This window comes from Massilia sp. 9I, assembly GCF_902506415.1.
In the GTDB taxonomy this organism is placed as follows: Bacteria; Pseudomonadota; Gammaproteobacteria; order Burkholderiales; family Burkholderiaceae_D; genus Telluria.
Genome location: NZ_LR733275.1, coordinates 4,959,489 through 4,977,636 on the forward strand (window position 1 = coordinate 4,959,489; position 18,148 = coordinate 4,977,636).

16 protein-coding genes are annotated in these 18,148 nt (G+C 65.1%); 13 read left to right on the forward strand and 3 right to left on the reverse strand.

All coding sequences use genetic code 11. The features are described 5' to 3' along the window. The first annotated feature begins 25 nt into the window (after window positions 1-25). The 13 genes from GV068_RS22140 to GV068_RS22200 all read left to right on the forward strand — a co-directional run bounded on the left by GV068_RS22140 (window position 26) and on the right by GV068_RS22200 (window position 15,552). Window positions 26-817 (forward strand): protein-glutamate O-methyltransferase CheR, encoded by a 792-nt coding sequence (locus GV068_RS22140; protein WP_159705412.1) that lies wholly within the window; start codon window positions 26-28, stop codon window positions 815-817. Next, the gene (locus tag GV068_RS22145; protein ID WP_229464414.1) at window positions 814-1,434 is read left to right on the forward strand and encodes a chemotaxis protein CheB; all 621 of its coding nucleotides are present in this window, start codon (window positions 814-816) and stop codon (window positions 1,432-1,434) included. Before GV068_RS22140 ends, GV068_RS22145 begins: the two co-directional genes overlap by 4 nt. Further along, a complete protein-coding gene (locus GV068_RS22150) occupies window positions 1,431-2,645 on the forward strand; it encodes a hybrid sensor histidine kinase/response regulator (RefSeq protein ID WP_159703039.1) in 1,215 nt (404 codons plus the stop codon). The genes GV068_RS22145 and GV068_RS22150 overlap by 4 nt, the downstream gene beginning before the upstream one ends. Window positions 2,646-2,883: 238 nt before the next feature. Then, window positions 2,884-3,447, forward strand: coding sequence for an alkyl hydroperoxide reductase subunit C (gene ahpC / locus GV068_RS22155; protein WP_159703042.1), 564 nt, complete (start codon window positions 2,884-2,886; stop codon window positions 3,445-3,447). A 120-nt stretch (window positions 3,448-3,567) separates the two neighbouring features. After that, window positions 3,568-5,148 (forward strand): alkyl hydroperoxide reductase subunit F, encoded by a 1,581-nt coding sequence (ahpF, locus tag GV068_RS22160; RefSeq protein ID WP_159703045.1) that lies wholly within the window; start codon window positions 3,568-3,570, stop codon window positions 5,146-5,148. 102 nt (window positions 5,149-5,250) lie between these two features. Continuing rightward, entirely contained in the window at window positions 5,251-5,826 is a 576-nt protein-coding gene (locus GV068_RS22165) for an XRE family transcriptional regulator (RefSeq protein WP_159703048.1), read from the forward strand. Further along, window positions 5,826-6,353, forward strand: a complete 528-nt coding sequence (locus GV068_RS22170) for a GNAT family N-acetyltransferase (RefSeq protein WP_159703051.1) — start codon at window positions 5,826-5,828, stop codon at window positions 6,351-6,353. Before GV068_RS22165 ends, GV068_RS22170 begins: the two co-directional genes overlap by 1 nt. Before the next feature lie 476 nt (window positions 6,354-6,829). Beyond that, window positions 6,830-8,542, forward strand: a complete 1,713-nt coding sequence (locus GV068_RS22175; protein ID WP_159703054.1) for an ATP-dependent DNA helicase RecQ — start codon at window positions 6,830-6,832, stop codon at window positions 8,540-8,542. A 28-nt stretch (window positions 8,543-8,570) separates the two neighbouring features. After that, a complete protein-coding gene (locus GV068_RS22180; RefSeq protein WP_159703057.1) occupies window positions 8,571-9,635 on the forward strand; it encodes a ligase-associated DNA damage response exonuclease in 1,065 nt (354 codons plus the stop codon). Continuing rightward, the gene (locus GV068_RS22185; RefSeq protein WP_159703060.1) at window positions 9,628-11,262 is read left to right on the forward strand and encodes an ATP-dependent DNA ligase; all 1,635 of its coding nucleotides are present in this window, start codon (window positions 9,628-9,630) and stop codon (window positions 11,260-11,262) included. The genes GV068_RS22180 and GV068_RS22185 overlap by 8 nt, the downstream gene beginning before the upstream one ends. Next, complete coding sequence (locus GV068_RS22190; RefSeq protein ID WP_159703063.1) at window positions 11,259-13,721, forward strand: ligase-associated DNA damage response DEXH box helicase; 2,463 nt, start codon at window positions 11,259-11,261, stop codon at window positions 13,719-13,721. Before GV068_RS22185 ends, GV068_RS22190 begins: the two co-directional genes overlap by 4 nt. Further along, window positions 13,718-14,380 carry a ligase-associated DNA damage response endonuclease PdeM gene (gene pdeM / locus GV068_RS22195; RefSeq protein ID WP_159703066.1) on the forward strand — a complete coding sequence of 221 codons (663 nt, stop codon included), beginning with the start codon at window positions 13,718-13,720 and terminating at the stop codon, window positions 14,378-14,380. The genes GV068_RS22190 and pdeM overlap by 4 nt, the downstream gene beginning before the upstream one ends. 86 nt (window positions 14,381-14,466) lie before the next feature. Next, complete coding sequence (locus tag GV068_RS22200) at window positions 14,467-15,552, forward strand: glycine zipper 2TM domain-containing protein (protein ID WP_159703069.1); 1,086 nt, start codon at window positions 14,467-14,469, stop codon at window positions 15,550-15,552. Between the two features lie 166 nt (window positions 15,553-15,718). Here the strand turns inward: GV068_RS22200 and GV068_RS22205 are convergent, their stop codons facing one another. From GV068_RS22205 to GV068_RS22215, 3 genes are all read right to left on the reverse strand, one after another. Next, a complete protein-coding gene (locus tag GV068_RS22205; protein ID WP_159705418.1) occupies window positions 15,719-16,510 on the reverse strand; it encodes a Crp/Fnr family transcriptional regulator in 792 nt (263 codons plus the stop codon). A 430-nt stretch (window positions 16,511-16,940) separates the two neighbouring features. After that, window positions 16,941-17,585: a response regulator transcription factor gene (locus GV068_RS22210; RefSeq protein ID WP_159703072.1), complete on the reverse strand. Its 645-nt coding sequence runs from the start codon at window positions 17,583-17,585 to the stop codon at window positions 16,941-16,943. A 28-nt stretch (window positions 17,586-17,613) separates the two neighbouring features. Then, entirely contained in the window at window positions 17,614-18,081 is a 468-nt protein-coding gene (locus tag GV068_RS22215) for a universal stress protein (protein WP_159703075.1), read from the reverse strand. Window positions 18,082-18,148 lie beyond the last annotated feature (67 nt).

Sequence of the window (18,148 nt, forward strand, 5' to 3'; positions counted from 1 at the left end):
GGACGACTTCGACATCGAGCTGAAAATGCTCGTGGAAGCCGTCTACCTGAAGTACAACTACGACTTCCGCGACTACACCGGCGCGTCGCAGAAGCGCCGCATCCTGGTGGCGATGCGCGAGATGGAGTGCGAGACCGTGTCCGCCCTGCAGGCCAAGGTCATGCACGAGCCGGACGGCTTCGCCCAGCTGCTGCAGTACCTGACGATTCCCGTCACCGAAATGTTCCGCGACCCGGAATACTGGCTCGCGCTGCGCGAACACGTGGTCCCGTTCCTGAAGACCTACCCATCGCTCAAGCTGTGGGTGGCCGGCTGCAGCACCGGCGAGGAAGTGTATTCGCTGGCCATCCTGCTGCAGGAAGAAGGGCTGCTGGAGCGCTCGCTGATCTACGCCACCGACATCAACCCGGCATCGCTGGAAGCGGCGCGGCGCGGCGTATTCAAGCTCGAGGCCATGCGCCAGTACACCGAGAACTACCAGAAGGCGGGCGGCAAGCGCGCCTTCTCCGACTATTACACGGCGGCCTACGACGGCGCGCTGTTCGACCGCGGCCTGACGGAGAACGTGACCTTCGCCGACCACAGCCTGGCCACCGACAGCGTGTTCTCGGAGACCCACTTCGTCAGCTGCCGCAACGTGCTGATCTACTTTAACCGCAAGCTGCAGGACCGGGTGCTGGGCCTGTTCCACGAATCGCTGTGCTACCGCGGCTTCATGGGACTGGGCAGCAAGGAGAGCATCGAGTTCTCCAGCTACGCCGGGCGCTTCGACGTGCTGTTGCGGCGCGAGCGCATCTACCGCAAGGGTACCGCGTGAGCATCCCGGTCAGCACCCTGGAGCAGGTCGGGGAAGCCCTGCACGGCCGCCGCACCGAGCTGGTCGTGATCGGCGGCTCGGCCGGCGGCGTCGATGCGCTCATCGGCCTGCTGCCGGAGATCCCGGCCAATTACGATTCGACCGTGGTCTGCATCCTGCACGTGCCGGCCGACCGCGACAGCCGCCTGGCCGAGCTGTTCGACCTGCGCGCCGCGCTGCCGGTGCGCGAGGCGCGCGACAAGGAGCCGCTCCAGCCCGGCGTCATCTATTTCGCCGGTTCGGGCTATCATCTGTCTGTCGAGCGCGACCGTTGCTTCTCGCTCAGCTGCGAGCCGCCGGTGCAGTTTGCGCGTCCGGCAATCGACGTATTGATGGAGTCCAGCGCCGACGCCTACGGTCCCCTGATGGCCGGGATCCTGCTGACCGGCGCCAACCACGATGGCGCGGCCGGCATGTGCCACATCCGCGAACGCGGCGGCCTGACCGTGGTGCAGGACCCGAATGAAGCCCAGGCCAGCGCGATGCCCGAGGAAGCCATCCGCCGCTGCGCACCCGATCTCGTGCTGCCCCTGTCCGGCATCCGGACACTGCTTCCCATGCTGAGGAACCATTCATGAGCGCCCAAGACCCAAGCAAACTCCTGATCGTCGACGACCTGCCGGAAAACCTGCGCGCGCTCGACGCCCTGATCCGCGGCGAAGGGCGCCTCGTGTTCCAGGCTTCCTCGGGCGACGAGGCGCTGGACCTGATGCTGCAGCACGACTTCGCGCTCGCCATCCTCGACGTCCAGATGCCGGGCATGGACGGCTTCGAACTGGCCGAACTGATGCGCGGAACGGAACGCACCCGCAATATCCCGATCGTGTTCGTGTCCGCCGCCGGGCGTGAGCTGAACTACGCCTTCAAGGGGTATGAGACCGGCGCGGTGGATTTCCTGTACAAGCCGCTCGACTCGGACGCGGTGCGCAGCAAGGTGAACGTCTTCGTCACCCTCGACCAGCAGCGCCGCGAGATGCAGCGCCAGATGGCCGCGCTGGAACGCAGCCGCCAGGAACAGGAAACCCTGCTGCGCGAACTGCACCAGACCCAGGAAGAGCTGCAGCGCTCCCTGCGCATGCGCGACGAATTCATGTCGCTGGTGGCCCACGAGCTGCGCACGCCGCTCAACACCCTGTTCCTCGAGACCCAGATGCGCAGCCTGCAGCTCAAGCGCGGCACGCTGGCCTCGATCAAGCCGGACCAGTTCGAAGCGATGATCCGGCGCGACGAACGCCAGATCAAGTCGATGATCCGCCTGATCGACGACATGCTGGACGTGTCGCGCATGCGTAGCGGCCAGCTGTCGATCCGCCCGGGCGCGGTCGAGCTGATGGACCTGCTCGAACGCGTGGTGAGCGACCTGTCGCTGCAGGCCGCGGCCACCGGCTGCAAGCTGTCGCTGGAGCCGCACCCGCCCGTGCAGGGCTGCTGGGACGAGTTCCGCATCGAGCAGGTGGTGGTCAACCTGCTGACCAACGCGCTGCGCTACGGCGGAGGCCAGCCGGTCGAGGTCAGCGTGCAGTATGCGAAGGACACCGTGTCGATCCACGTGCGCGACGAAGGCAAGGGCATCGCCGCCAGCGACCTGGAACGCATCTTCGAGCCCTACGAACGGGGCGCGCGCAACGGCGAGCCGAAGGGCCTGGGCCTGGGCCTGTACATCTCGCGCCAGCTGGCCATCTCGCATGGCGGCGAACTGCGCGTCACCAGCAAGCCGGGCGAAGGCTCGACCTTTAGCCTGATTCTCCCCACCTGCGAGCAGACCGCGCCGGCCCCGGTCAGCGCCTGACACCGCCCGCGCGCCACCCCGCTTCGATTGAAGCGCGGGTTGCGCGCGCCTGTCGTTTCGTCCACACTTCGGGGATCGCGCCGCTTGCCGGCCGGTTATTGCTTTCGAAGGCGATAGAATACTTGTTCGATAGTCAAAATCAATCGACTGCATCGAATCAATTAATTTCACAAAAGACGCTCAGCTCGGTACACTAGCGTCTATCAAATCTTTTAACCACCCGAAAACAGGAGATTACATGTCCCTCATCAACACCCAGATCAAGCCGTTCAAAGCAACCGCGTACAGCAACGGCAAGTTCATCGATCTGACGGAAGAGAACTTCAAGGGCACCTGGTCGGTTCTGATGTTCTACCCGGCGGACTTCACCTTCGTCTGCCCGACCGAACTGGAAGACCTGGCTGCCTTCCAGCCTGAATTCGCAAAGATGGGCGTGAACGTCTACGGCGTGTCGACCGACAGCCACTTCGCGCACAAGGCATGGCACGACACCTCGGACGCCATCAAGAAAGTGAACTACCCGCTGATCGGCGACCCGACCGGCACCCTGTCGCGCAATTTCGAAGTCATGATCGAAGAAGAAGGCATGGCACTGCGCGGCACCTTCGTGATCAATCCTGAAGGCCAGATCAAGATCATGGAAGTGCACGACAACGGCATCGGCCGCGACGCATCGGAACTGATGCGCAAGGTCAAGGCTGCCCAGTACGTCGCATCGCACCCGGGCGAAGTGTGCCCGGCCAAGTGGACCGAAGGCGCTGAAACCCTGACCCCGTCGCTGGACCTGGTCGGCAAGATCTAAGTAGTCTTTCAGTAGTACTGTCCCGGGCCGCCGTGGCGGCCCGGTTCATTTCAGGGATCAGTTTTTGATTCCAGGCATCGCCATACACTAACAAATAACGTCATAGTCAAGGAAACCATCATGCTGGACGCAACCCTCAAGAAGCAGTTGCAAGCCTATCTGGAAAAAGTGGTGCAGCCGATTGAGCTCGTTGCATCGCTGGATGAATCGCCGAAAGCGCGCGAAATGGATGAGCTGCTCCGCGAAATCGCCGCGTTGAGCGACAAGATCACCGTGCGCACCGACGGCAGCAATGCCCGCAAGCCTTCGTTCTCGATCCAGCGCGTCGGCACCGATGTCGCGGTCGACTTCGCCGGCATCCCGCTCGGCCACGAATTCAGCTCGCTGGTACTGGCGCTGCTGCAGGTGGGCGGCCACCCGATCAAGCTGGACCAGGCCGTGATCGACCAGATCAGGAACCTGGAAGGCGACTACGTATTCGAAACCTTCATCTCGCTCTCTTGCCACAACTGCCCGGAAGTGGTGCAGGCGCTGAACGCGATGTCGGTGATTAACCCGCGCATCAAGGTCGTCGCCGTCGACGGCGGCGTGTTCAAGAGCGAAGTCGAAGCGCGCCAGATCATGGCGGTACCGATGATGTTCCTGAACGGCCAGCACTTCGGCCAGGGCCGCACCAGCGTGGAAGAGATCCTGTCGAAGATCGACACCGGCGCCGGCGCCCGCAAGGCGAAAGAACTGAACCAGAAAGACCCGTTCGACGTCCTGATCGTCGGCGGCGGTCCTGCCGGCGCGGCCGCGGCGATCTACGCTGCCCGCAAAGGCATCCGCACCGGCGTGCTGGCCGACCGTTTCGGCGGCCAGGTGCTGGACACGCTCGCCATCGAGAACTTCGTCTCGATGAAGGAAACCGATGGTCCGAAATTCGCCGTCGCCCTGGAAGAGCACGTCAAGCACTACGAGGTCGACATCATGAACACCCAGCGCGCCAACAAGCTGGTCGAAGGCAAGCTGATCGAAGTGCACACCGAAACCGGCGCCGTGCTCAAGTCGAAGTCGGTGATCATCGCTACCGGCGCCCGCTGGCGCGAGATCAACGTGCCGGGCGAGCGCGAATACCGTAACCACGGCGTGGCTTATTGCCCGCACTGCGACGGTCCGCTGTTCAAGGGCAAGCGCGTGGCCGTGATCGGCGGCGGCAACTCGGGCGTCGAAGCGGCGATCGACCTGGCGGGTATCGTCAAGGAAGTGACCCTGATCGAGTTCGGCGCCGAGCTGCGTGCCGATGCGGTCCTGCAGCGCAAGCTCTACTCGCTGAAGAACGTCACCGTGATCAAGTCGGCGCAGACGACCGAGATCCACGGCGACGGCAAGATCGTGGGCGGCCTGTCCTACAAGGACCGCACTAGCGGCGAGGTGAAGAAGATCGACCTGGAAGGCGTGTTCGTGCAGATCGGCCTGGTGCCGAACGCCGAGTGGCTGAAGGGCACGATGGACCTGTCGGCGCATGGCGAGATCGAAGTCGACGCCAAGGGCCAAACCTCGATCCCGGGCGTGTTCGCAGCGGGCGACGTGACCACCGTGCCGTTCAAGCAGATCGTGATCGCGGTGGGCGAGGGCGCCAAGGCATCGCTGGCGGCATTCGACTACCTGATGCGCCAGCCGGTGGAAGAGGAAACCCTGATCGAAGCCAAAGCTGCGTAAGTCGCGTTAGCGGCACAAAGGAACGCCATCCCTTCGGGGGTGGCGTTTTATTTTGCTCATCTATGACAGTTTACAGGACGAAAAATCCACTATAATGGATGAATGGACATCAACGAACTGATTGCGCGCCGGGTCAAGGCCTTGCGTGAGGAGGCCGACCTGTCGCTTGCCGCTCTGGCCGAGCTGAGCGGCGTGAGCCGGTCGAACATATCCCTGATCGAGCGCGGCGAGAGCAGCCCGACCGCCACCGTGCTCGACAAGCTGGCCAGTGCATTGGGCGTCACGCTGGCCTCACTGTTCGCGCAGGGCGATGGCGGCGAAGCGTCGCCGCTGTCGCGGGCCGCGGACCAGCCGGTATGGACCGATCCCGTCACCGGCTACACCCGCCGCAACCTGTCACCGGCGCTGCGTTCGCCGATCCAGCTGGTCGAGGTCGTTTTCCCGGCCGGCCAGCGGGTCGCCTTCGATACCTCGACCCCGGGCATCGAGCAGCAGGTCTGGATGATCGAGGGGGCGATGCAGATCACGGCCGGCGACGAAGGCTGGCAATTGGCTGCGGGCGACTGCCTGGCCATGCGCCTGGACCGTCCGGTCTCCTTTCAGAATACGAGCGGCAAACCGGCGCGCTACCTGGTGGCGCTGGTAACGCAGACCCATCCATCCAGCAGGGGACATTGATGAGCGAATCCGTGACTGTGCGGCGTTTGAACGCCGTCGAAGCGCTGGCTGCTGTCGAGGGACTGGCCGATGTCCTGGTCGATTGCGTCGAGGGAGGTGCGTCGGTCAGCTTCATGCTGCCCCTGGCGCGCGAACGGGCGATGGATTTTTGGCGCGGGGTGGCGGAAGGTGTCGAGCGCGGCGAGCGTGCCTTGCTGGTCGCGCAAGACCATGGGGGCAGAATCCTCGGCACCGTGCAGCTGATCACGGCCATGCCGGACAACCAGCCGCACCGTGCCGACGTCGCCAAGATGCTGGTGCACCGCAGTGCGCGCCGGGCCGGCATTGCACAAGCGCTGATGGCGGCCATCGACGACGTCGCGCGCTGCGAGGGGAAAACCGTGCTGGTGCTCGACACGGTCACGGGTGGGGATGCGGAACGCCTCTACGAACGGGCCGGATGGCAGCGCGCCGGCGTCGTACCGAAGTATGCGCTCATGCCGGACGGGGCATTTTGCGCGACGACCTTCTTCTATAAACATCTCTGAAACAGGCAAGAAAAAGCGCCACGTTCCCGTGAGGAAGCGTGGCGCTTTTATTTACTGGTGCTACTAGGACGCGGCTCCAGTAACCGGGGGGCGGCGCAGCTCTACAGTGCGCCGGCATCGCAAGCCATGTTATATGATCAATGAAACGCGACGAGCAAGGCTCCGCTGAGCGCTTCGGTCTCCAGCAACAGCCACGTTGCCGCGCTGGCAAGTGCCAGGTGAACTGCGGTCCAGGTCATTGGGTGGTGGCGTGCCATGATGAGACTCCTGATCGATTGAATTCGTAGTGGTGATGGTGTCATCTTAGCCATCGGCCCACTCCGTAACCATCGGCAAAACCTCCGCGAGTTTGTAGGAATAAACCTTGTGACATTGTCACGACGATCTAAAGTTACCCTTCTGGTTGAGCTCCTACGGAGCAGGTAGGCTGCGTCCTATAGGTGGGCAGATGCGGCGGGCATAGAGTAGCCCCTATCATGACCAGACACGAACCCAAACTCCTGCACCGCGGCCTGCTGGCTGTGCGCCGCAACACCATCCGTCGCCTGCTGCGCTCCGTCTTCGGCATCGAGCAGCTGCGCGAGGGCCAGCAACACGTCATCGACAGCGTCCTCGACGGAAAGGACACGCTGGCCATCATGCCTACCGGCGGCGGCAAGTCGCTGTGCTACCAGATTCCCGCCAAGATGCTGGAGGGAATCACGATCGTCGTCTCCCCCCTGATTTCGCTAATGAAGGACCAGCTCGGAAAGCTGGAAGAGCTCGGCATCCGTTCGGTCCAGGTCAATAGCAGCCTGAACGCGGAAGAAGAAGCGGCGGCGCTGGAGGCGATCGCCAGCGAAGCCTGCGAAATCGTGTTCTGCACGCCGGAACGCCTGGTCTCGCCCGAATTCATCGCCGTGCTCAAGCAGGTCACGCTCGACATCATCGTCATCGACGAAGCGCACTGCATCTCGCAATGGGGTCACGACTTCCGTCCGGCCTACATCGGTATCGCCGCGGCCATCGACGCGCTCGGCAAGCCGCCGGTGCTGGCGCTGACCGCCACCGCCACCGAAGACGTGGTGGACGACATCCGCAAGCAGCTGAATCGCCCCAGGATGAACGTGATTAACACGGGCATCTACCGACCCAACCTGCACTACGGCGTGGTGCAGGTCACCAACCAGCAGGAGAAGCTGGCCCAGGCGCTCAGGCTGGTGCAGGAAACCGAGGGCGTCGGCATCGTCTACGCCGCCACCGTCAAGGTGGCCGAGGAAATGCTGGCCGTGCTGGAAGAAGCGGGCGAATCGGTCACCATCTACCACGGCAAGCTGAGCGCCGCCGATCGCAAGCTGAACCAGGACATGTTCATGAACGGCGAACGCCGCGTCATGGTCGCCACCAACGCCTTCGGCATGGGCATCGACAAGAGCGATACCCGCTTCGTGATCCACCTGCAGATTCCAGCCAACCTCGAGTCCTACTACCAGGAATCGGGCCGCGCCGGACGCGACGGGCTGGATGCGAAGTGCACGCTGCTGTTCCTGCAGGACGACAAGCGCATCCAGCAGTTCTTCCTGATGAAGCACTATCCGGCCGCGGCCGAACTGCAGACGGTCTATACCGTGGCGCGCGAACTGGCGGAAGAGGGGCCGCTCACCACCGAGCGCTTCGAAACCGCGCTGGAGGAAGCCGGCGAAGCCACGCTCAAGGTCTGCCTCAAGCTGCTCAAGGACGGCAAGCTGCTGCGCCAGAACCGCAAGCTCGAGTACTTGCTGACCAACAAGGAGCCTGACCCGCAAGTGTTCGGGGCACTGGCCGACATTTATGTCCAGAAGGCGGAGCGCGACCGTGTGGCCCTCGATCAGATGGTAGGCTACGCAGTCAGCGGTTTTTGCCGCTGGAAGCTGTTGCTGGACTATTTCGCCGACGAGGTCGAAGGCTTCGAGAAGTGCTGCAAGTGCGATAACTGCCTGAACCCGCCGGCGCTGGCACTGACGGAAGGCATCGAGATCCGTGACGACGAATTCGACCGCGAGCCGGCGCCGGCGCCGACGGGACCGCAGTTCGACGTCGGCGGCCGCGCCAAGGCGCCGAAGTATGGCGAAGGCGTGATCGTCGCCGTGGCCGGCGACCAGGTGACGCTGGAATTTGTTGACCAGGAAGAGCCGCGTACCTTCCTGGCCGATTTTCTCGAGCCGGCGTAAAGCCGCGCTCTTACCGCGAAGGGGCTGCATGGGAGACATGGTCGTCGTCAGGAAAGAGGGGCTGTACTGCGTGCCCGGCGGGTTTTATATCGACCCCTGGCGCCCGGTGGACCGGGCCGTGATCACGCATGCCCATGGCGACCATGCGCGCTACGGCCACGGCCATTACCTGTCGGCGGCGCCCGGCGTCAACGTGCTGCGTTCGCGCCTGGGCGAGATCAACGTGCAGGGCCTGGAGTACGGCGAAAGCATCGTTCATAACGGCGTGACGATCTCACTGCACCCGGCCGGCCACGTGCTCGGCTCGGCGCAGGTCCGCATGGAGTGCGGCGGCGAAGTCTGGGTCGCCTCGGGCGACTACAAGGTGGAGCCGGACAAGACCTGCGCCCCCTTCGAGCCGGTGCGCTGCGATACCTTCATCACCGAATCCACCTTCGGCCTGCCGATCTACCGCTGGGACCCGGAACAGCAGGTCATCGACGAGATCAACGCCTGGTGGCGCCGCAATGCCGACGAGGGGCGCTGCAGCGTGGTGTTCGCCTATGCCTTCGGCAAGGCCCAGCGCATCCTGTCGCGCCTGGACGCGTCGATCGGGCCGATCGTCTGCCATGGGGCGGTAGAGCCGCTCAACCGCGTGTACCGCGCGGGCGGGGTCGAGCTGCCCGAGACCGTGATGGTCAGCGAGATCGAGAAAGCCGCTCTGCGCCGCGCGATCGTGATCGCGCCGCCCTCGGCCAGCGGCTCGCCCTGGATGAAGCGTTTCGGGGACTACAGCGATTCCTTCGCCAGCGGCTGGATGCTGCTGCGCGGCGCGCGGCGCCGGCGCGGCGTCGACCGCGGCTTCGTGTTGTCCGACCATGCCGACTGGCCCGGCCTGATGAGCGCCATCAAGGCGACCGAAGCCGAGCAGGTGATCGTCACCCACGGTTCTATTCCCACCATGGTGCGCTGGCTGTGCCAGAACGGCCTGGATGCCAAGGGCTTCGATACCGAGTACGGCGACGAGGAAGAGGACGAGGCCCTGCCGCCGGCCGGCGCGGCCGCGTCAAAAGAGGCGGCCAAGGAGGAGCCATCGGGAGAGCCAGATGCGTGAATTCGCCCGCCTGTACGCCGAACTCGACGAGACCACCTCCACCACGCGCAAGCTCGATGCCCTGCAGTCCTACTTCTCGCACGCGGCGCCGGAAAACGCCGCCTGGGCCGTCTACTTCCTCGCCGGCGGCAAGCCGCGGCAGGCGGTACCGACCAAGCTGCTGCGCCAGTACGCGATCGAATATGCGGGCCTGGACGACTGGCTGTTCGACGAGTCTTATCACGCGGTGGGCGACATGGCCGAGACCATCGCCCACATCCTGCCGCCCCCGAGCCGGCGTAGCGATGTCGGGCTGGCGGAATGGATGGAAGGGCGCATCGGCCCCTTGCGCGGCGCCGATCCCGGCACCATCCGTGAAGCGCTGTTCGCGGCCTGGGATGAACTCGACTGGCGCGAGCGCTTCCTGTTCATCAAACTCATCGGCGGGGGCTTCCGGGTCGGTGTCTCGCGTCTGCTGGTGACGCGCGCGCTGGCGGCGATCGCCGCCGTCGACAGCAAGCTGATTGCGCAGCGCCTGATGGGCTGGACCGACAACTCCATCAGACCCACGGCCACCAGCTTCCTGCAACTGATCGCCGCCCAGTCCGACGAAGAACACAAGCTGCGCGGCGGCCAGCCCTATCCCTTCTTCCTGGCGCACCAGCTGCAGGGCGAGCCAGCCGCCCTGGGCGAAGTCGACGACTGGCAGGTCGAATGGAAATACGACGGCATCCGCGCCCAGCTGGTGCGGCGCGGCGGCCAGAATTTCCTGTGGTCGCGCGGCGAAGACCTGATCACCGAACGCTTTCCCGAACTGGCCAGCCTGCGCATCCCGGAAGGGACGGTGCTCGACGGCGAGGTGCTGATCTGGCAGCCCGGCTGCAACGCGCCGGCGCCGTTCGCGGACCTGCAGAAGCGCATCGGCCGCAAGACCCTGAGCGCCAAGCTGCTGGGTGAACTGCCCGCCGTGCTGTGCTGCTACGACCTGCTCGAATTTAACGGCGTCGACCTGCGCGCGCTGCCCCAGCACGAGCGGCGCGCGCTGATGGAAACCGAGGTCGCCGCGATCGACGCACCGCAGCTGCGCCTGTCGCCCCTGGTGGAAGCCGACAGCTGGGACGCACTTGCCGCGCTGCGCGCCGAGTCGCGCGAGCGCGGCGTCGAGGGCATGATGCTCAAGGCGAGGAGCGCCCAGTACGGCGTGGGCCGCACCAAGGACGTCGGCACCTGGTGGAAGTGGAAGATCGATCCCTATACGGTGGATGCGGTGCTGATCTACGCCCAGGCCGGCAGCGGAAGGCGCGCTTCGCTCTACACCGACTACACCTTCGCGGTCTGGGACGGCGACGGCGAAGAGCGCCGCCTGGTGCCCTTCGCGAAAGCTTATTCGGGCCTGACCGATGCCGAGATCCAGCAGGTGGACAATGCGGTGCGCAAGACCACGATCGAGAAGTTCGGACCGGTGCGTTCGGTGAAGCCGACCATGGTGTTCGAGATCGGCTTCGAGGGCATCGCCCTGTCGACTCGCCACAAGGCGGGGATCGCGGTGCGCTTCCCGCGCATCCTGCGCCGCCGCCTCGACAAGCCGGTCGAGGAGGCCGATACCCTCGATACCCTGAAAGGCCTGCTGGCCGCGGCTGGTACATGAGCAAGAATCCTGTATCCGAACGCATCGACGCGTGGTTTGTGGAACGGGGCTGGACGGCTTTCCCGTTCCAGCGCAACGTGTGGAAGGCCGCGCTCAAGGGCCAGTCCGGCCTGCTGCACGCGAACACCGGCGCCGGCAAGACCTTCGCGGTCTGGTTCGCGGCCCTGCAACGTGCGGGCCTGAAGACCGGCCGGCAAGCGTCCGGCCTGCGCGTCTTGTGGATCACGCCGATGCGCGCATTGGCCGCCGACACCACGCGCGCGCTGCAGGAGTCGAGCGCCGTACTGATGCCGGAGTGGGAGATCGGCGCCCGCACCGGCGACACCGGTTCGGCCGAGCGCGCGCGCCAGAGCCGCAAGATGCCCGCCGCCCTGGTGACGACACCGGAAAGCCTGTCCCTGATGCTTAGCCATGCGGCGGCGGCAGAGCAATTCAAGCACCTCGACATGATCGTCATCGACGAGTGGCACGAACTGATGGGCAGCAAGCGCGGCGTGCAGGTGCAGCTGGCGCTGGCCCGCTTGCGCCACTGGCGCCCGGAATTGCTGGTCTGGGGCGTGTCCGCCACCATGGGCAACCTGGACCTGGCGCGCCAGGTGCTGCTGGGCGGCGACGAAGGCGTATTGGTCGAGGGCGACCTGCGCAAGAAAATCCAGGTCGATTGCCTGATCCCCGAGAACGTGGCGCGCTTTCCCTGGGGCGGCCACATGGGCCTGCAAATGCTGGGGCCCGTGATCCGCGAGATCGAGCACTACGAGGCCACGCTGGTGTTCACCAACACGCGCGCCCAGTCCGAGATCTGGTACCAGAACATCCTCGACGAACGCCCCGACTGGGCCGGCGTGATCGCGCTGCATCACGGCTCGCTCGACCGCGAAGTGCGCGAGTGGGTCGAGATGGGCCTCAAGAAGGGCGAACTGAAGGCCGTGATCTGCACCGCCAGCCTCGACCTGGGCGTGGACTTCCTGCCGGTCGAGCGCGTGCTGCAGGTGGGCAGCGCGAAGGGCATCGCGCGCCTGCTGCAGCGCGCCGGTCGCAGCGGCCACGCGCCGGGGCGGGTCTCGCGCGTGACGCTGGTGCCGACCAACAGCTTGGAACTGCTGGAGGCGGCCGGCGCGAAAAAAGCGGTGGAGGCGCGCCGCATCGAGGGCCGCTACGTGCCGAACAAGCCCTTCGACGTGCTGGTGCAGCACCTGGTGACGGTGGCGCTGGGCGGAGGCTTCCGCTCCGAAGAACTGTTCGAGGAGGTCAGGCGCGCCTGGTCCTACCGCAACCTGACCGAAGAAGAGTGGCAGTGGGCGCTCGACTTCGTCGCGCGCGGCGGCCAGAGCCTGCTGGCCTACCCGGAGTACCGGCGCGTGCTGCCGGACGAGGAGGGCGTCTACCGCGTGCCGGATACGGCCATCGGCCGCCGCCACCGCATGGGCATCGGCACCATCGTGTCCGACTCGACCATCTCGGTGAAGTACATGAGCGGCGGGCGCATCGGCAGCGTCGAGGAATCCTTCATCTCGCGCATGAAGCCGGGCGACCACTTCCTGTTCGGCGGGCGCATCCTGGAATTCGTGCGGGTGCACGAGATGACGGCCTTCGTGAAACGCGCGACCAGCAACCGCGGCGCGATCGCGCGCTGGCAGGGCGCCAAGATGCCGATGTCGTCGGAGCTGGCCCACGCGGCGCTGGAAGAACTGCGCCTCGCTTCGCAAGGCATCTACGACAGTCCGGAGATGCAGGCGCTTCAACCGCTGATCGAGATCCAGTGCCGCTGGTCGGCGCTGCCCACCAGCGAGACCCTGGTCCTGGAAAGCATGAAGAGCCGCGAGGGCTATCACCTGTTCGTGTTCGCCTTTGCGGGGCGTTCCGTGCACACGGGCCTGGCCTCGCTGTTCGCCTACCGCATCGGGCGCGTGCAGCCGTCGACCTTCTCGATCGCGATCAACGACTACGGTTTCGAACTGCTGGCGCCGGAGCCAGTGGACTGGGCCAGCATGTTCGATGCCGAGACCGGTGCTGGAGTGGACCTGTTCAGCACCGACTTCCTGTTAGAAGACGTGCTGGGCAGCTTGAATGCGACCCAGCTGTCGCAGCAGCGCTTTCGCGAAGTGGCGCGCATCGCCGGCCTGGTGTTCCAGGGCTATCCGGGCCAGCCCAAATCGAACCGCCAGCTGCAGGCTTCCTCGTCCCTGTTCTTCGAGGTCTTCCGCAAGCACGACAGCGACAACCTGCTGCTGACGCAAGCCCAGCGCGAGGTGCTGGAGCAGGAGCTGGAACTGACGCGCCTGCGCGAGACCCTCGATGAGCTGCACGGCCGCCGCATCGCCTTCCGCGAAGTCAAGCGCGCCACCCCCTTCGGCTTTGCACTGATGGTCGAGCGCTTCCGCGAAAAGGTCAGCACCGAGAAGCTGTCCGACCGGGTGGCGCGCATGGTGCGCGAACTGGAGAAGGCGGCTGCGGCATGACGGTGCAAACCAGTAGCGCAGCGGTGCGGGTGGCGGGCGAGACCGTCCTGCTGCTGCCTGAGAAGGCCTTGTACTGGCCTGGCGAGAAGATGCTGATCGTGGCCGACATCCACTTCGGCAAAGCCGCCGCCTTCCGTGCGCTGGGCGTGCCGGTGCCGCGCGGGACCACCACCGAGAACCTGCTCGGGCTCGACGCCCTGATCGATGCGCACGGGGCGCGCCACATCGTCTTCCTGGGCGACTTCCTGCATGCGCGCGCGGCCCACGCCAGCGCCACCCAGCTGGCGATGCTGGCCTGGCGCGAGCGCAGGAGCGACTTGCAGCTGACCCTGGTGCGCGGCAACCACGACCGCCACGCGGGCGACCCGGCAGCGAGCCTGCGCATCGACCTGGTCGACGAACCGCATGCGCTCGGTCCCTTCGCCTTCTGCCACCATCCCGACCTGGATACCTCTGGCTACGCACTGGCCGGCCACATCCATCCGGTCTACGTGCTGGCCACCCGCTTCGACGCGCTGCGCCTGCCGTGCTTCGTGGTCGGGCAGGAACGCATGATCCTGCCATCCTTCGGCGCCTTCACCGGCGGCCATGCGATCCGCCCGGAGCCGGGCGACAGCATCTACGTCACCTCGGGCGAGGCCGTTCACTGCGTACGATAGCGTACCGACCCTTGTCGTGCTGGAGCGTACATTCCTTCTGACTATAGAGGAGACCCCGTACCGCCATCGACCAGGGAGGAGAAACCATGCAATTCAGTAAGCTGCTGCAAGCCGCGTTCGTCGCCGTGATGACGTTCGGTGCGGCCCTGATGGGCCCCGTTGCCCAAGCCCAGCAATACCAGAACAGCCGCGCCTACGCGCCGGCCATCAACGGATTCAACGTCGAAGAAGTGCGCCGCCTGACGCCGGGCGTCGAGCTGCATTTCGACCTGTACGGCAGCCCGGGCGGCACCGCGACGCTGCGCATCGACGGCGCCACCCGCAACCTGCACCTCACCGAGGTCGAGCCCGGCCAGTACACCGGCACCTATACTATCGGTACCCATGACCGCATCCGGGCCGAGAGCGGCGTGACTGCGAACCTGCGCCTGGGCAACCAGGTGGCGACCAGCCTGCTAAGCGAGTCCTTGTTGCAGAACAACGCAGCGCGCGGCCAGCGCCGTGGCCAGCTGGCCGATGTGCCGGCGATCCAGCGCTTCGAAGTACAGGGCAGCCCGGAACTGAGCCCCGGTAACGAACTGCGCTTCACCGTGTTCGGCACGCCGGGCGGCCGGGTCGAGGTCTCGATGGCCGGTGCGCGCGGCGTATTCTTCCTGCCGGAAGTGCGTCCGGGCGAATACGATGCCATCTATACCATCCGCGCTTCGGATCGGATCGCACCGGACAGCCGCGTGACCGCGACCATCCGCGCCAACGGCCGCTACACCACCTCGGTGCTGGGCCGGCCGCTGCTGGCAGGCGGAAGGGGCAGCGAACCGCGCCAGGCGCGCTACTGCACCAACTGCGCTGTGGTGGAAGCCGTCAACGTGATCGAAGTGTCGGGAAATGGCAACTATCTGGGCGCCGCGGGTGGGGCCGTCGTGGGTGGCCTGCTGGGCAACCAGGTCGGCAGCGGCAGCGGCCGTACCGCGGCCACGGTGGCCGGCGCGGTGGCGGGCGGTCTCGCCGGCCGCAACGTCCAGCGCAACATGAACCGCGAGCAGCGCTATGAAGTGGTGGTGCGCTACGCGAACAGCGGCGCGACCCAGACTCTGCAGTTCGACAACGATCCGGGCTTCCGCCAGGGCGACCGGGTGCGGGTGAACAACGGCGTGCTGTCGCGCGACCAGTGATTTTCGTAGGGTGGGCGGGTTTCCGCCCACGCGGTGGTAGCTACAATCCGATTCGTCGCGGCAGTGCTGGCGACCGGTGACCGCGTGGGCAGGAAACCTGCCCACCCTACAAAAGCGAAGGCCGGTTCCCGCAAAGGAGCCGGCCTTGTTGTTTCTGGCGTGTGGCTCAGGCCGTTGCCAGGACCTGATCGTCACCCGGCTGTTCGCTTTCGGCCTTCTGCTTGGCGCCCTTGGTGCGCGAGCGCGAGGGTGGCAGGCGGCGCAGGGTCTTGAGCGCTTCGGCGTCCTTGATGCCGATGGTGCGCTGGTCGACGGTGATCAGGCCGATCTCGTTGAAGGCCGACAGCGTGCGGCTGACCGTTTCGAGCGTGAGGCCGAGGTAGCTGCCGATCTCGTGGCGAGTCATGCGCAGGTTGAACAGCTTGCTCGAGTAGCCCATGGCGGCGAAGCGGTCGGCCAGGGAGACCAGGAAGCGGGCCACGCGCGCCTCGGCGGACAGGGCGCCGAGCATGCCGATCATGGTCTGTTCGCGCACCAGTTCGCGGCTCATGACGCCGTACATCATGTTTTCGAGCTCGGCGTGGACGCGGCCGAGGGCGGTCAGTTTCTTGAAGGGAAGCAGGATCAGGTCGCAGTCGGACAGGGCCACCGCTTCCGAGGCGTAGTGGCGAGTGTGGATGCCGTCCACGCCCAGCATGTCGCCCTTCATCGGGAAGCTCAGCACCTGTTCGTTGCCGAACTCGTCGATGAGCACGGTTTTCAGGAAGCCGGAGTTGACGATGTACAGGGTGTCGAAGGCCTGGCCAATGGTGTGGACACGCTGGCCGGTCTTGAACTGGACATGCTGGAACAGCAATTCTTCGGAGGTCACGGAGACGCTGGCAGGAATGCGCAGCAGGTCGCAGACTTCCTTCAGGTTGGACCAGAGGCGTCCCTGGCGCTGGCGGCCGGCTTCCATCGGGGTATGCAGGGTCGGCTGGGTGATGTTGCGTTGTTCTGACGTTGGCTGGGACTGCATGCTCATCTCCAGGTGAAAGACTCAGGGTTTCAGTCGGCGACCACAGGCGGAGCTCATGGTTGGGGCCTAGCGGCGCTGCGGTGGCAAAGCCCCGCTGCAGGCTGGCTCACGCTGGGACTTGGATCGCAAGCAAGTCGAAACGCTGAATTCAGTATGCCAACACGAGTCCGGCACGGATATCAGCGACTGCTGAATATGTAGGTAGGACGGATCATCAGCTTGTAGGAATATTCTGACTGTCGCCGTGGGCGTCAGAGGGAGGAGCCAGCGAGTGTGGCCTGAGGAAAGAAGCGCGGGGGAAGGCGAAAGTGCCTTGCTAAGCCCTGCGCCGGCACAAAACCGGCGCGGGTGTGTCTAATTCGTCTTTGTCCTACGCCTTCATCGGGGACAACAGGCGGTGGGCGACGGCGTACTGGACCATTTCGGACAGCGAGGTCATGCCCATCTTCTGCATGATGCGGGTCTTGTGGGTGCTGACCGTCTTGACCGACAAGTGCAGGCCATTGGCGATTTCGGTGATCGACTTGCCACCAACGAGTAGCGAAAAAACCTCAAACTCGCGGTCCGAGAGTTGCTTATGCAACAGTTGCTCGTTCGGCGCCATGATGTTCAGGGCCAGCTGCTCGGCCACTTCGGTACTGATATAGGGCCGTCCCGAGGCCACCTTGCGGATCGCGCCCACCAGCTGGGTGCCCGCGCTCTCCTTGGTGAGATAACCCTGGGCCCCGGCGCGGATGGCGCGCACCGCGTACTGCTCTTCTTCGTGCATGGTAAGGATCAGGATCGCCAGCTTGGGCGCTTCGCTGCGCACCTGGCGGATCAGGTCGACCCCGCTGCGCCCCGGCATCGACAGGTCGAGCAGGAGCAGGTCGAAGCCGCCCTGGCGCACCTGGGTCAGCACTTCGAAGCCGTTGGTGGCTTCGCCGGCGATCTCGATATCCGGCGCACCGTCGAGGATGCGCTTGAGGCCCTCGCGCATGATCGTGTGGTCGTCGGCAATTACGATGCGAATCATACATCCATCCTTTTTGAGGCTGCCCGGGTCAGGCAGGCGCCGGCTCGCTGATCAGGCGGTGCACCAGCACCGGCTTGGTCGTGTGCGAGAGCACCTTGTTGGTCACGCTGCCCAGCAGCAACTGGCCCCAGCCGCTGCGGCCGTGCGAACCCATGAAGATCAGGTCGCAGCCTTCCTGCTCGGCGACGTCGACGATCTTCAGGGCCGCGGTATCGGAAAACGCCGTCATGCACGCGTGCTGCAGGCCGGCGCCGGCACAGGAGCGCATGATCTTGCCCATGTATTCCTCGCCCATGCGCCGCATTTGTGCAATGTACTCCTCTTCGCTGGGATAGGAGGGGGGAATGATTTCCACGTACACCGGATACTGGTAGTCCGGCGCGACGAACAGCGCCAGCACCTCGGCGCCCATCTGTTGCGCGAATTTGACGCCGGCGCATGCCGTATGTTGCGACACGGCCGAACCGTCGGTGGTGATCAGGATTTTCCGATACATGGTTGACTCTCCGATGGCCACGCCATTCTGGGGCGTCCCGGACGTGGCGGCGATTGCAAGAACGCAA

Coding starts and splice junctions, on each gene's coding strand:
- GV068_RS22180 (WP_159703057.1), top strand. CDS start 8,571: ATGGGAGACATGGTCGTCGTCAGGAAAGAGGGGCTGTACTGCGTGCCC.
- GV068_RS22210 (WP_159703072.1), bottom strand. CDS start 17,585: ATGATTCGCATCGTAATTGCCGACGACCACACGATCATGCGCGAGGGC.
- ahpF (WP_159703045.1), top strand. CDS start 3,568: ATGCTGGACGCAACCCTCAAGAAGCAGTTGCAAGCCTATCTGGAAAAA.
- GV068_RS22165 (WP_159703048.1), top strand. CDS start 5,251: ATGGACATCAACGAACTGATTGCGCGCCGGGTCAAGGCCTTGCGTGAG.
- GV068_RS22200 (WP_159703069.1), top strand. CDS start 14,467: ATGCAATTCAGTAAGCTGCTGCAAGCCGCGTTCGTCGCCGTGATGACG.
- GV068_RS22170 (WP_159703051.1), top strand. CDS start 5,826: ATGAGCGAATCCGTGACTGTGCGGCGTTTGAACGCCGTCGAAGCGCTG.
- GV068_RS22215 (WP_159703075.1), bottom strand. CDS start 18,081: ATGTATCGGAAAATCCTGATCACCACCGACGGTTCGGCCGTGTCGCAA.
- GV068_RS22185 (WP_159703060.1), top strand. CDS start 9,628: ATGCGTGAATTCGCCCGCCTGTACGCCGAACTCGACGAGACCACCTCC.
- GV068_RS22140 (WP_159705412.1), top strand. CDS start 26: ATGCTCGTGGAAGCCGTCTACCTGAAGTACAACTACGACTTCCGCGAC.
- GV068_RS22205 (WP_159705418.1), bottom strand. CDS start 16,510: ATGGAAGCCGGCCGCCAGCGCCAGGGACGCCTCTGGTCCAACCTGAAG.
- GV068_RS22175 (WP_159703054.1), top strand. CDS start 6,830: ATGACCAGACACGAACCCAAACTCCTGCACCGCGGCCTGCTGGCTGTG.
- GV068_RS22150 (WP_159703039.1), top strand. CDS start 1,431: ATGAGCGCCCAAGACCCAAGCAAACTCCTGATCGTCGACGACCTGCCG.
- ahpC (WP_159703042.1), top strand. CDS start 2,884: ATGTCCCTCATCAACACCCAGATCAAGCCGTTCAAAGCAACCGCGTAC.
- pdeM (WP_159703066.1), top strand. CDS start 13,718: ATGACGGTGCAAACCAGTAGCGCAGCGGTGCGGGTGGCGGGCGAGACC.
- GV068_RS22190 (WP_159703063.1), top strand. CDS start 11,259: ATGAGCAAGAATCCTGTATCCGAACGCATCGACGCGTGGTTTGTGGAA.